Annotated in this window: 13 protein-coding genes and 2 pseudogenes; 12 read left to right on the top strand and 3 right to left on the bottom strand. The window is 63.0% G+C overall.

Annotated features, from left to right (window positions below):
- The first annotated feature begins 15 nt into the window (after positions 1 to 15).
- The 9 genes and pseudogenes from nthB to MJP36_RS14455 all read left to right on the top strand — a co-directional run bounded on the left by nthB (position 16) and on the right by MJP36_RS14455 (position 7220).
- Complete coding sequence (gene nthB / locus MJP36_RS14495; RefSeq protein ID WP_058426056.1) at positions 16 to 678, top strand: nitrile hydratase subunit beta; 663 nt, start codon at positions 16 to 18, stop codon at positions 676 to 678.
- On the top strand, positions 675 to 1919 hold the full coding sequence (locus MJP36_RS14490) for a GTP-binding protein (protein ID WP_244383277.1): 1245 nt from the start codon (positions 675 to 677) through the stop codon (positions 1917 to 1919). Before nthB ends, MJP36_RS14490 begins: the two co-directional genes overlap by 4 nt.
- A 17-nt stretch (positions 1920 to 1936) precedes the next feature.
- Positions 1937 to 2887, top strand: a pseudogene (locus MJP36_RS27935) (PAS domain-containing protein); the annotation flags it as partial.
- Between the two features lie 48 nt (positions 2888 to 2935).
- Positions 2936 to 3205 (top strand): annotated as a pseudogene (locus MJP36_RS28105) (methyl-accepting chemotaxis protein); the annotation flags it as partial.
- Between the two features lie 92 nt (positions 3206 to 3297).
- On the top strand, positions 3298 to 4938 hold the full coding sequence (locus tag MJP36_RS14475) for an AMP-binding protein (protein WP_244383276.1): 1641 nt from the start codon (positions 3298 to 3300) through the stop codon (positions 4936 to 4938).
- Between the two features lie 22 nt (positions 4939 to 4960).
- A complete protein-coding gene (locus tag MJP36_RS14470) occupies positions 4961 to 5524 on the top strand; it encodes a TetR/AcrR family transcriptional regulator (protein ID WP_244385627.1) in 564 nt (187 codons plus the stop codon).
- Between the two features lie 212 nt (positions 5525 to 5736).
- Entirely contained in the window at positions 5737 to 6228 is a 492-nt protein-coding gene (locus MJP36_RS14465) for a GNAT family N-acetyltransferase (RefSeq protein WP_244383275.1), read from the top strand.
- 70 nt (positions 6229 to 6298) lie between these two features.
- Positions 6299 to 6709: a hypothetical protein gene (locus MJP36_RS14460; RefSeq protein WP_104994061.1), complete on the top strand. Its 411-nt coding sequence runs from the start codon at positions 6299 to 6301 to the stop codon at positions 6707 to 6709.
- Positions 6710 to 6794: 85 nt separating this feature from the next.
- Complete coding sequence (locus MJP36_RS14455; protein WP_244383274.1) at positions 6795 to 7220, top strand: GNAT family N-acetyltransferase; 426 nt, start codon at positions 6795 to 6797, stop codon at positions 7218 to 7220.
- Here MJP36_RS14455 and MJP36_RS14450 read toward each other — a convergent pair.
- A complete protein-coding gene (locus tag MJP36_RS14450; RefSeq protein ID WP_244383273.1) occupies positions 7207 to 7740 on the bottom strand; it encodes a GNAT family N-acetyltransferase in 534 nt (177 codons plus the stop codon). The genes MJP36_RS14455 and MJP36_RS14450 overlap by 14 nt on opposite strands.
- A 108-nt stretch (positions 7741 to 7848) precedes the next feature.
- On the opposite strand from MJP36_RS14450, the gene MJP36_RS14445 reads away from it, so the two are divergent.
- Positions 7849 to 8523 carry a class I SAM-dependent methyltransferase gene (locus MJP36_RS14445; protein ID WP_244383272.1) on the top strand — a complete coding sequence of 225 codons (675 nt, stop codon included), beginning with the start codon at positions 7849 to 7851 and terminating at the stop codon, positions 8521 to 8523.
- A gap of 4 nt (positions 8524 to 8527) precedes the next feature.
- Here MJP36_RS14445 and MJP36_RS14440 read toward each other — a convergent pair whose 3' ends face one another.
- A complete protein-coding gene (locus tag MJP36_RS14440; RefSeq protein WP_244383271.1) occupies positions 8528 to 9736 on the bottom strand; it encodes a TPM domain-containing protein in 1209 nt (402 codons plus the stop codon).
- A 130-nt stretch (positions 9737 to 9866) separates the two neighbouring features.
- Between MJP36_RS14440 and MJP36_RS14435 the strand changes: the two genes are divergently transcribed.
- Positions 9867 to 10682 (top strand): alpha/beta fold hydrolase, encoded by an 816-nt coding sequence (locus MJP36_RS14435; protein ID WP_244383270.1) that lies wholly within the window; start codon positions 9867 to 9869, stop codon positions 10680 to 10682.
- Positions 10672 to 11814: a PAS domain-containing sensor histidine kinase gene (locus MJP36_RS14430; protein ID WP_244383269.1), complete on the top strand. Its 1143-nt coding sequence runs from the start codon at positions 10672 to 10674 to the stop codon at positions 11812 to 11814. The genes MJP36_RS14435 and MJP36_RS14430 overlap by 11 nt, the downstream gene beginning before the upstream one ends.
- Here the strand turns inward: MJP36_RS14430 and dapF are convergent.
- A complete protein-coding gene (gene dapF, locus MJP36_RS14425) occupies positions 11802 to 12605 on the bottom strand; it encodes a diaminopimelate epimerase (protein ID WP_060752471.1) in 804 nt (267 codons plus the stop codon). The two genes, MJP36_RS14430 and dapF, sit on opposite strands and share 13 nt — an antisense overlap.
- Between the last annotated feature and the right edge of the window lie 117 nt (positions 12606 to 12722).

Genomic DNA, 12722 nt, shown 5'->3' with positions numbered 1-12722 from the left:
ACCGGAGTTTCAATTATGGATGGTTTCCACGATCTCGGCGGTTTCCAAGGCTTTGGCAAAGTCCCTCACACCATCAATAGCCTGGACTACAAAAAGGTCTTCAAGCAGGACTGGGAGCACCTGGCCTACAGCTTGATGTTTATCGGTGTCGATCAGTTGAAGAAGTTCAGCGTGGACGAAGTGCGTCACGCCGTCGAACGCCTGGATGTTCGCCAACATGTCGGCACCCAGTACTACGAGCGCTATGTCATCGCGACCGCTACCCTGCTGGTCGAAACAGGCGTGCTCACCCAGGCCGAACTCGACCAGGCGCTGGGTAGCCACTTCAAGCTGGCGAACCCGGCGCATGCTGAAGGCCGTGCGGCGATCACCGGGCGAGCACCGTTTGAGGTCGGCGATCGGGTGGTGGTGCGCGACGAATATGTGGCGGGGCATATCCGCATGCCGGCCTACGTACGCGGCAAGCAGGGCGTGGTGTTGCATCGCACCTCGGAAAAATGGCCTTTCCCGGATGCCATAGGTCACGGCGATACCAGCGCAGCGCATCAGCCGACCTACCACGTCGAGTTCCACAGCAAAGACCTGTGGGGCGACGCGGCAGATGAAGGTTTCGTGGTGGTCGACCTGTTCGAAAGCTACCTGGATCCGGCCGAGGGCCGTCCAGCGGTGAACGTGTGATGGACGGCGCCCAGGCGGGCCGACTGCCGGTGACCGTGCTTTCCGGCTTCCTCGGCGCCGGCAAGACCACCCTGCTCAACCACATCCTGCGCAATCGCGAGGGCCTGAGAGTCGCGGTCATCGTCAACGACATGAGCGAGATCAACATCGATGCCGCAGAGGTGCAGCGCGATGTATCGCTGCACCGTGGCCGCGATGAGTTGATCGAGATGAGCAATGGCTGTATCTGCTGCACGCTGCGCGCCGATCTGCTCGAACAGATCAGCGCGCTCGCGCGTCAACAGCGCTTCGATTACCTGCTGATCGAATCCACCGGGATCTCGGAGCCGATGCCGGTCGCGGAGACGTTCGCCTTCCTTGACGCCGAAGGCTTCAGCCTCAGTGAACTGGCGCGGCTCGATACCTTGGTGACGGTGGTCGACGGCAGCTGTTTTCAAGCATTGCTGGAGTCACCGGACGGCGTCGCCCGCGACGACGCCCAGGCAGACGCGCCCAGGCGCCCGCTGGCGGACCTGCTGATTGAGCAGGTGGAGTACGCCAACGTGATCCTCGTCAACAAGCTGGACCTGATCGACGAGCCGGCCTATCAGGCTGTGCGGGCGATCCTTGCGGGCCTCAACCCGACCGCGCGGATCCTGCCGATGACCCAGGGCAACGTCAGGTTGGCCAGCATCCTCGATACCCGTCTGTTCGATTTACCCAGCCTTGCCGCATCGCCGGGCTGGATGCGCAAGCTGGAGCCTGACAGCGCAACGGCGTCCGAGTCGGACACCTACGGTGTGACCTCCTGGGTGTACCGCGAGCGTGCACCGTTTCACCCCCAGCGCTTGCTCGACTTTCTCAAGCGCCCCTGGAGCAACGGGCGCCTGTTGCGCAGCAAAGGTTACTTCTGGCTTGCCAGCCGACACTTGGAAACCGGCTTGCTGGTACACAGCGGCAAGCAGTTCCAGTGGGACTATGTGGGGCACTGGTGGAGCTTCATAGCGCCGTCGCAATGGCCAAAGGACGAATACCGCTTGCAAGGCATCATGGCCAAGTGGGACGGCGTGGTCGGCGACTGTCGGCAGGAGCTGGTCTTCATCGGCCAGGACCTCGATACCCAGGCGTTGCAGCGCGAACTCGACCATTGCCTGCTCAGCCCCGAGGAAATCGCCGCCGGCCCGGCGGCCTGGCCCGCCCTGCCGGGGGCGACGACCTTTGACACCCGTGCCTTGTCGGCCAGCCCGACGGCGTCCATTTAACCGAGCTAGAGGTGTTTATGCTTTTTTTCAGCCGCACCGCCCGCTGGGTATTGGCGCCGCTCGCCGACAGGTTGGAGCAACCTGACCAGGCCTGCGCGCCCGTGTCGTCGAACAACCCATTACTGCGCCGCCTGCTGACCGGCGTCGACCACCTGCTGCAGGAGCGGCAAACCCTGAAGGCACAGGCACGTGCGCTGGCTGCGCAAGTCGCCCAATTGGAAGCACACCTGGCCGATCGTAACCAACAGACGCGCCAACATGAGGCGTACTGGGACCTGGTCAGCCAAGGCGCGGATGAACTGTTCTGGGTACTGGAACTGCAGGGCACCCCGGCCCCCGCGCCGACCTCTGCCATGCAGTGGGCGGGACCGACGTCGATCCAGGTCCAGGGGGTTAATCAACTGAGCCGATGGAGCGACCAGTTGCACCCGGCAGACCAGCCAGTGCATCTGGATGCGCTTACCCGGCATCTGGCCGATCGCAGTGGGCGCACGCCGTTTGCGTTGGACGTGCGCATGAAGCCTGCCGGCGACGGCGACTATCGCTGGTGCCGGGTCAGCGGAGTAGCGCGACGTGACGCACAAGGCATGGCGCTGGCCATCGGCGGCAGCGTGCGTGATATTCACGAGCAGCACCTGCATCACGAGGGCCTTGAGCTTGCGGCCACCCGCTTCGATATATCCCGGGAGATGCTGCATGACGGGCTGTGGGATATCGAGGTGGTGGCCGGCGACCCGGCGAACCCGAAAAACACCATTTGGTGGTCGTCACAAATGCGCCGGCTGCTGGGCTGCAACACCGTCGAGGAGTTCCCCAACACCCTGGAAAGCTGGACCTCGCGCTTGCACCCCGAGGACAGCGCGCGGGCCATTACGGCGTTTGTCGCCCATGTTGAAGACCGTAGCGGCAAGACCCCTTTCGACGTGGACTATCGCCTCAAACACCAGAACGGCACTTACCGCTGGTTCCGTGGCCGCGGGCAAACACGCCGTGCGCAGGACGGCTCCCCGCAGCGGGTGGTCGGCGCGATCACCGATATCCACGCCCGCCATGAAGAAAGCACGATGCGCGAGGCGCAGGCACAACAACATCGGGTGATGCAGGACACCCTCAACAAGCTCACGCAGATTGTCGCCACCATCCAGGGCATTGCCAGCCAGACCAACCTGCTGGCGTTGAACGCCGCTATCGAGGCGGCACGCGCTGGCGATGCCGGGCGCGGGTTCGCGGTGGTCGCCGATGAAGTACGCAAACTCGCCACCCGCACCAGCCAGGCAACCCAGCAAGCGGCCGAGATGATGCACAACTGATCACATGAACAGCCCACGCGGCAGGCGTGGACACACAACCTATTCCAACAATAACAATCGGGTGCGTTATGCGCGATTACACCTCAGCAGTGAACTCTTTCGACTTTCTACAATTGGCCGCCCGGGACTTGCACGGCGAGCTGAATGCCTTGAATGCCTGTATCGAATGCTGCGACCGGCACGCCGAGGGCGATGCCGTCGCGTTGTATTGCGAAACGCGGGATGGCCGCGCCACGCGCCACACCTTCCGCGAACTGCAGGACCACGCGGCGCGCTTCGGCAATTTCCTGCGCGAGCAAGGCGTCCAACCGGGAGATCGTGTCGCGGGCCTGATGCCCCGCACGGTTGAATTGTTGATCGCCATTCTGGGGACCTGGCGCATCGGCGCGGTCTACCAGCCGCTCTTTACCGCCTTCGGTCCCAAGGCCATCGAGCAGCGGTTGGGTTGCTCGAAGGCACGCTGGATCGTGACCGATGCCCTCAACCGCCCCAAGCTGGATGATGTCAGCGACTGCCCGCCCATCATCGTGACCGACGGTGCCCCGGCGCATCCGGGCGATTACGACTTCTGGCGTACGCTGGATCAGCACACGACGCAATGCACACCGCAATTGCTGGACGCCAGTGCACCGTTTTTGCTGATGTGCACCTCCGGAACCACGGGGCCGGCCAAACCGCTGGAGGTGCCCTTGAGCGCCCTCCTGGCCTTCAAGGGTTATATGCGTGAAGCGATCGATCTGCGCGAAGACGACCGCTTCTGGAACCTGGCCGACCCGGGTTGGGCCTATGGCTTGTATTACGCGGTCACCGGCCCGTTGGCGTGCGGCCACGCCACGCTGTTCTATGACGGCGCGTTCTCGGTGGACACCACCTGCCGGATCATCAAAAAATACGCGATCAGCAACCTGGCCGGCTCGCCCACGGCCTATCGCTTGCTGATCGCGGCGGGCGCGGAGTTCGCCGACGCTGCGCGGGGTCAGTTGCGCGTGGTCAGCAGCGCCGGTGAGCCGCTCAACCCTCAAGTCATCCGTTGGTTTGCCGAACAGGCCGGCGTGGTCATCCATGATCATTACGGCCAGACCGAAATCGGCATGGTGCTGTGCAATCTCCATGGGTTGCAGCACCCTGTTCGTGAGGGCTCGGCCGGTTACGCGATGCCGGGCCATCGGATTGTCGTGCTCGATCATCAGCACCGGGAACTGCCGGCCGGCCAGCCTGGCGTGTTGGCGGTGGACCGCGAGCGCTCGCCCCTGTGCTGGTTCAATGGATACTTCGGCATGCCGACCCAGGCGTTTGTCGGCCGTTATTACTTGAGCGGCGATATCGTTGAGCTCAATGACGACGGCAGTATCAGCTTCGTCGGCCGCAACGACGACGTGATCACCACCTCGGGCTATCGCGTCGGGCCGTTTGATGTGGAGAGTGCTCTCATCGAACACCCGGCCGTGGTTGAGGCTGCCGTCATCGGCAAACCCGACCCGCAACGTACTGAGCTGATCATGGCGTTTATCGTGTTGAACCGTGAGTACCTGCCCAGCGCCGAGTTGGCTGAGGTGCTGCGCCTGCATGTCCGACAGCGCCTGGCCGCGCATGCGTACCCTCGGGAAATCGAATTCGTCGAGCAACTGCCCAAGACCCCCAGCGGCAAGTTGCAGCGATTCATCCTGCGCAACCAGGAAATCGCCAAGCAGCAGGCACTCGCCACATGACCCGGCGGTGGAGGCTGGCGTGCTGAGCCGCTCGGAGTTTCAGCGCCGGGCGCTGGAGGTGTTCAAGGAGCGCAGTTTCAGCCAGGTCAGCATGCGTGAACTGGCCGCGCACATCGGCATAAGTCCCGGCGCGATCTATCACCATGTGGAGAGCAAGGAAGCGCTGCTGTTCGAGTGGTTGATGGAGCTGTATCAGGCGTTGCTGGCGCACGTCGAGCAGGTCACCAAGCAACGACTGACGCCTGCGCAGCGCCTGACGACACTCATCGAAGGCCATCTTCAATTGCATGAAACCATGGGCGCGCACTTCAAGCTGGCGGTCATGGACGCCAACTGCCTGAGCGCGCCGATGGAAGACTGCGTGCGAGGGCTGAGAGCAGCCTATGAGGCCAAGATACTGGGCCTGGTTGCACAGCCAGGCCATGACCCCTGCGGCGCCTTGCGCAACAGTGCGCTCACCACCCTGTTGCCAATGCTCAACAGCCTGCCTACATGGTTGAGCCCGATGATCGAGGATTCCCAGCGCAGAATCATTACGAAGACCATCGCCGTTGCGGTAGTGCGCGCTATCAAGTCGCTGCCCTGAAGCTCGTTCTCGGTCGTAGTGAGCGGGCTTGCCCCGCGCTGGGTGGCGCAGCCGCCCCAACAAGGACGCCGTGGTGTTTCAGGAAGATCGCAGTGACTGGATTTGGGGCGGCTGCGCCACCCAGCGCGGGGCAAGCCCGCTCACTACAACGATGCCAGATTTCAGATGTTTCTTTATGATGTGGCCTTTCGCTCAACGCCTCAGGAATCACCATGCCCGCCCTCACCTTCCGCAACGCCCTGCCTGCCGACGCCGCGCGTTGCTTTGAGATCGAATCCAGCGCCTACGAAGGTGACGAAGCCGCCACCCTGGAGAAGATCGCCACGCGTATCGCCCAGTACCCGCAAGGTTTTTTGATCCTGCAAGCCGATGGCGTCGTGGTGGGTTTCATCAACTCTGGCTGCGCCCATGAGGTGGTGATGTCGGACGAGGCGTTCAAGGAGCTGGTAGGCCATTCGCCGCAAGCGCCGAATGTGGTGATCATGTCGGTGGTGGTCGACCCGGCTTATCAGGGCAAAGGCTATTCCAGACTGCTGATGACCGAGTTCGTGCAGCGCATGCGGGCGCTGGGCAAGCAGACCATTCACCTGATGTGCAAAGAGCAACATGTGCCGCTGTACAGCCGCATGGGCTACCGCTATGTGCAGCCTTCCCCGTCGGATCACGGCGGTATGGCGTGGCATGAAATGATAATGGCTTTTTAATAGCCTCCTATAGACCTTATTACCGGGGTGCCGTCCAACGAGGCACCACGAATTGACTCGGAATGCATTGATGTACAGGAATCAGCTTAGCCGTCTGTTAGCCTCCTCGTTGATTGCAAGCACCTTGATGACCATCGTGCCGATTGCCTTAGGGGCCACAGCCCAAGACATCGAGCACCTGCGCAACTCATCCATGGAACAGCGCCAGCGCGAAGCCAACCAGCGGGCCGAAGAGCAGGCACGCCAGGTCAGAGAGCAGATGCGCAGGACGGCTGAGGAGAATCGCCAACGGGCCAAAGACCTTGAAGACACGATGCGCCGCCACGAACAGGAGCGTGTGGAAGCCGATCGCAAATTACGCCTGGAGGCACGGGAGAAAGAGATGGCGCAAGAGGCTGCAAAGCGAATGCCGTTGAGGGTGCCGCCTGCTCACGCCTGCAAAGATTTGCCTGAGTGCGCATCAGACGCCTCGCCCCATTAATCGCTTGAAGCTTTGTAACCAGGCGTATGTCGAGTCAGACGGCAAAGTCGGATGGCAATACACATAACACAACCGAGAAACCGCCATGACCACGCCCCTCATTGAAATCGGTGACCAACCCAACCCCGCAGCAGAGGGCATACTCGGTAGCGGCCTGGCCGCATTTAATGAAGGCATTACCGGCGTGAACGATCGCCTGCCGCTGACGGTATTGCTCAAGTGTCCCGACACTCAGCGAATTCTCGGCGGCATCACCGGCAAGACCAGCCTGGGCATGGCCTTTCTCGACCTGTTCCACCTGCCCGAGTCGCTACGCGGTTCGGGCCTTGGCAGCCGATTGCTGCAAGCCTTTGAAGACGAAGCCCGCCGCCGAGGTTGCGCGCATGCGGTGCTGTACACCCTGAGTTTCCAGGCACCGGGGTTTTATGAGAAGCACGGCTGGCTGCGGTTTGGTGAAATCCCGTGTGAGCCTGCGGGCAGCTGTCGGGTGTTTCTGTCTAAGCCGCTGTGACACCCAGGCGTTTGCCAAACAACCGATTGCCATGGGTCTCCCCCTGGAAGGTGTAGGTCGGCGCGCCCAGCGCCACATACCCACGCCGCGGGTAAAAACCCAGCGCACGCTCGTTGCCCTCCCACACCGTCGCCCATAATAGCGAAGCGCCTGCCTGCGCGGCACACTGCTCTGCCGCTTGCAACAACCGATAACCGACGCCCTGGCCGGTGAAACGCTCCTGGATGTACAAACGCTGCAACTCGGCAACGTCCGGCGCCTCGATCATCGGGTGGCGCGTGTCGAGTCTGATCTGGGCAAAGCCAACCAGGTGTCGGTCGGCTTCGGCGACAAGCAGCGCAGTGCCGGGCTCGGCCATCAGCGCCGTGATTGCATCCGGGGCGAACGCTTGCAGTGCCTCATTGGCAATCGAGCTTCGGATACCTTGGGTCGCGTAGGTGTCGAGAAACACCTGCATGCCCAGCACACCGATGCACAGGGCATCCTCGGTGGTGGCGGGACGAAGGGTGATGGCGGGCATCGAGTGTCCTTATTCAGGCAGTTGAGGATTGAGGTTTTACCATGAATGTTGCCACTGCGGACTCGTCACAGTAGGGTTTAGCCCCCGCCCATTCGCAGGAACGCCCCCATGAGTTTTTCCGACCCTGATGCCGTCGCCCGCTACGCCGAAGGCCCCGTGCGCCTGGTGCCGGGTTTCGATGGGCTGCAACGCATGACGACTCTGCTGCTCCGTGAAAGCGTGCCCGCCAACGGCAAGGTGTTGGTGCTTGGCGCCGGTGGTGGCTTGGAGCTGAAGCGTTTTGCCGAGGCCGAGCCGGGTTGGCGCTTTGTGGGGGTGGACCCGTCAGCCGAAATGTTGAAACTGGCCGGGGCAACGCTGGGCCCGTTGAATGAGCATGTGCAGTTGCATGAAGGCTATATCGATACCGCCCCGCCGGGACCATTTGACGGCGCCACGTGTTTGTTGACCTTGCACTTCATCCCTGCCGAGGAGCGCCTGCAAACCCTCAAGGCTCTATGGCGACGGCTGCTGCCAGGCGCACCGCTGGTTGTGGCGCATCACAGCTTCCCTCAAGCACCCGCAGAGAAAGCCCGCTGGCTGCAGCGCTACGCGGCATTTGCAGTGGATTCGGGCGTACCCGCCGCCGATGCCAAACGGGCGATTGCGGCAATCAGTGAAAAGTTGCCGGTGCTCTCACCCGAGGCGGATGTGGACTTGATGAGCGGGGCCGGCTTTGAAAGCGTCGAGCTGTTCTATGCCGGCTTCAGTTTCAAAGGTTGGGTGGGCTACAAGCCGCGCTAGCGCTTTACCAACTGCCCGATGCCCCACCGCCGCCGCTGGAACCGCCGCCCCCGGACGAGCTGCTGCTGGAGCTGGAACTGGAGCTGCTGGAACCCGAATCGCTTGAACTGCTCGAACCGGAGCCCGAGCCGCCTGTGGTCTTGGCAAAGATGAACAAGGCCACGAACGACGCAATCGGAAACGCCATCAGCCACCCGTGACGCCCAGCGTCCGCGATCAGCCCTGCCGCCACATACACCGCCACCGCAGCGCACAGCCGTATGGCAAAACCAACCCGGCTGGTGTTCCAGGCGCTTCTCATGACCATCCACAGCACCAGGTACGCCCCCAGTATCGCCAGTGCGCCCAGCGGCAATGCGAGCCAATGGATAAAGTTGACGTCGAGATACCAGTGGTCCACCACCAGCAGGCCAATGATGTAGGCCAGCAACCCCACCACGCCGTAAAACACCGGGCGCGCCATCCATAACGCGCCGAACGTGGCGCCGCCGATCAGCAAGGTCAGCGGCAGGATGAACAGGTTCGCCAACCACTCCCGGCCGCCGGCCAAAAAGCTCAGCAGCAGGGTCAGCACCACCGCTGCCAGCAATGCCTTGCGCCAGCGCAGCTTGCCGGCAGCCATCAATACACCGCCAACCGCCCCCAGGATAAACGCGAGCGCTATCGCCAGCGCTTGGAGGTTCAGACCGGGCCCTGCGACTTTGGGCAAGTCGCCGCCGTCCACCAGCACGGTCAGGTCATTGACCGCCTGTTGCACGCCGCCCGCATAATCGCCCTGGCGAAACGCCGGGGTGATGTGTTCCTCAATGATGCGATGGGCCAGCAGATCGGTCACCGTACCTTCCAGCCCGTAACCCACCTCGATGCGCACTTTGCGATCATCCTTGGCCACCACCAGCAGGATGCCGTCGTTGACGTCCTTGCGCCCCAGCTTCCAGGCGCGGAACAGTTGGTTGGCGTAATCCTCGATGCTTGAGCCGCCGGTGGTGGGCACCAGCAGTACCGCCATTTGTGCGCCTTTGCGCTGTTCGAGGGCTGCCAGTTGTTGTTTCAGACCGGCGGTAGTGCCCGCGTCGAGGGTGTTGGTGAGGTCAATCACCCGCTGGTCAAGAGCCACGCCGATGGGCGATGTGTCGGCCTGGGCCAAGCTGAGCAGGCCCACGAGCAGCAGTGCCACGAGGCTCACAACGGATTGCCGCAAAATCACCAGCATGTTTTGTTACCTGAAGTTTCTTCCTGAAGCTGCCGACTCTACCTTATCGGCGCTATAAGGCGTGACCCAGAGGGCGCGACTCTCTAAACTCCTAGAGCTATAGCACTAGGCCATAATCGAGAACTCATCCATGGACCTCCGCCACCGCAACAATATCCACGTGATGGGCGACGGTCGCGCGACGCTGGTGTTCTCCCATGGTTTTGGTTGCAACCAGGCGATGTGGAACTACTTGGCCCCGCATTTCCTGGCGCGTTACCGCGTGGTCCTGTACGACCTCGTCGGAGCCGGCCTGTCAGACCTGGGCGCCTTCGACAAACACAAATACAGCGTGTTGGATGGCTACGCCCGCGACCTCAACGAAATTATCGACGCTTACGCCCAGGGCCCGGTGATTCTGGTGGGCCACTCGGTCAGCGCGATGATCGGCACCCTGGCCGACCGCCTGGCGCCCGGACGCGTCGCCGGCCATGTGATGATCGGCCCCTCGCCGCGCTATATCGATACCGATAACTACGTGGGCGGCTTCAAGCGCAGTGACATCGATGACCTGCTCGACACCCTCGACAGCAACTACCTCGGCTGGTCGAGTGCCATGGCGCCGGTGATCATGGGCGCGCCTGGCCAACCGGCGCTCAGCACGGAGCTGACCGAAAGTTTCTGCCGCACCGAGCCGGACATCGCCAAGCAGTTCGCGCGCGTCACCTTCCTCTCGGACAACCGCGAGGACGTGCTCGGCCTGAACGTGCCAGTGCTGATCCTGCAATCGAGCGATGACCTGATCGCCCCGGTCGCCGTGGGCGAATACTTGCACAGCGTGCTGCCCGACAGCACCTACTGCCTGGTCGACAACGTCGGCCATTGCCCGCACATGAGTGCACCGATGGCCTGTGCAGCGGCAATGGACGCGTTCCTGGCGCCATGGGCGAGCCCCAATGCTGTCTGACCTGTTCGACAATGCCGCCTGCGCGCTGGCCGTCACCGCTGAAGACGGCACGATTGTGCGAGCCAACGCCCGCTTCAGCGACTGGCTGGGGTTTGACGCTGCCCAATTGTGCGGCCGCCGTTTCCAGGATCTGCTGACCATGGGCGGGCGGATTTTCCACCAGACCCACCTGGCACCCATGCTGCGCATGCATGGCCGCATCACCGAAGTGAAGCTCGACATCCTGCACCGCGACGGGCACAAAGTGACCGTGCTGCTCAACGGTATCAAGCGCGAGGTGCCCGAAGGTGCGGTCTACGACCTGGCGCTGTTCGGCACCACCGACCGCGACAAGTACGAGCGTGAATTGCTCAATGCACGCCACCTCGCCGAAGCCCTCCTGCAGGAAAAAACCGCCGCCGAAGTCGCGTTGCAACAGGCCCAGGCTGAACTGCACGAGGCCTATGCGATTTCGCAGCGCCGTGCGTTGTTTGCCGAGCAGATGGTGGCGATCGTCAGCCACGACCTGAAAAACCCGCTGACCGCGATCCGCATGGCGTCCGACTTTCTCAGCCGTGGCGAACGCACAGCCCGGGAGCAACAGCTGCTCGGGCATATCAGCCAATCGTCCGAGCGCGCCCAGCGCATGATCGCCGACCTGTTGGACTTCACCCAGGCCCGGGTCGGCCAGGGCATCACCATCAAGACCGCGCCGCTGGACTTGCATGCGGTGATTCGCCACGCCGTGGATGAGTTGCGCGTGGCGTTCCCCAAGGCCACGCTGGAACATCGAGCCGAGGGCCAGGGCAATGCCTGCCTGGACGCCGACCGGGTGCAACAGATCATCGGCAACCTGGTGGCCAATAGCGTGGCGTATGGCGACCTGCAACAGCCGATCACCATCACCTCACGCCTGAGTGACGGCGGCTGCGAAGTGGCGGTGCACAACCACGGCGCGGCAATTCCCAAAGCGCTGTTGGCGGGGCTGTTCGAACCCATGACCCGGGGCACCGACCAAGGCAGCGACGTACGCAGCGTGGGCCTGGGCCTGTACATCGTGCGCGAGCTGGCCAAGGTGCATGGCGGGGATGTGGCGGTGAGCTCCGCTGCGGCCGAAGGCACGACCTTTACCGTGACGTTTCAAAGCCCGTAGGCACTGCCCTGCATGATCGGCTCGACGCTGCCGGTCAATATCACCCCGCCCTGCCCGTCCCACTGCACGGTGACGGTGCCGCCGTCGCACTGCACGGCCACCGTGTCATCCAGTAAACCGCGGCGGATCCCGTTGACCACCGCCGCGCAGCAGCACGAACCGGAACCCAGCGGCACGCCGCCACCACGCTCCCAGATGCGCAGACGGATGTGGCGGCGGTCCAGTACCTGCACGAAATGCACGTTGGTCCTGGCGGGGAACCATGGGTGAACCTCCAGCGCCGGGCCCAGCGCCGCCACGTCGATGGCGGCGACGTCGTCAACAAAATACGTGCAGTGCGGGTTGCCCATGCTGCACGCCGCCGGCGCGCCGTCGATGGCCAAGGCGCGGGTGTCCATCGCTTCGGCCAGCGGCACGTCAGCCCAGCCCAGCGACGGTGGGCCCATGTTCACCGCCACCTGCCGCCCCGGCGCACGCGTACAGGTGAGCAGGCCGCGGTCGGTGCGCAACACCACCGACTGCGTGCCGGTTTCATGCATCAGGCGGTCGGCTACCCCACGGGTGGCGCTGCCGCAAGTGGCCAGCGGCGTGCCGTTGGGGTTCCAGAATTTGACGCGCGCAGCGGCGTCCGCGCAGTCGAGCACCACGGCCAGTTGGTTGAAACCGATGCCGGTGTGACGGTTGCCCAGGCGACGGGCGATTTGCGCGGTAATCGGGTCGTCCTGGCCACGACGGTCGATGATGATGAAATCATCGCCATGGGCGTGCATTTTCACGAACGGCAAGGGCATGGACAATCCTGTGGGCGAGCGGGCGGTGAACGCCAGCATACTGAGTCGAGGGGAGTTTCATCAAACCCGGTCCAGCCCCATGCTAGCGTGGTCGCGTTCCAGCCCAGCCGAGCGTTT

Origin of the sequence: Pseudomonas palleroniana, assembly GCF_022836895.1 — a bacterium.
GTDB classification, from domain to species: domain Bacteria; phylum Pseudomonadota; class Gammaproteobacteria; order Pseudomonadales; family Pseudomonadaceae; genus Aquipseudomonas; species Aquipseudomonas palleroniana.
This window is presented reverse-complemented; position numbering and strand designations above follow the sequence as displayed.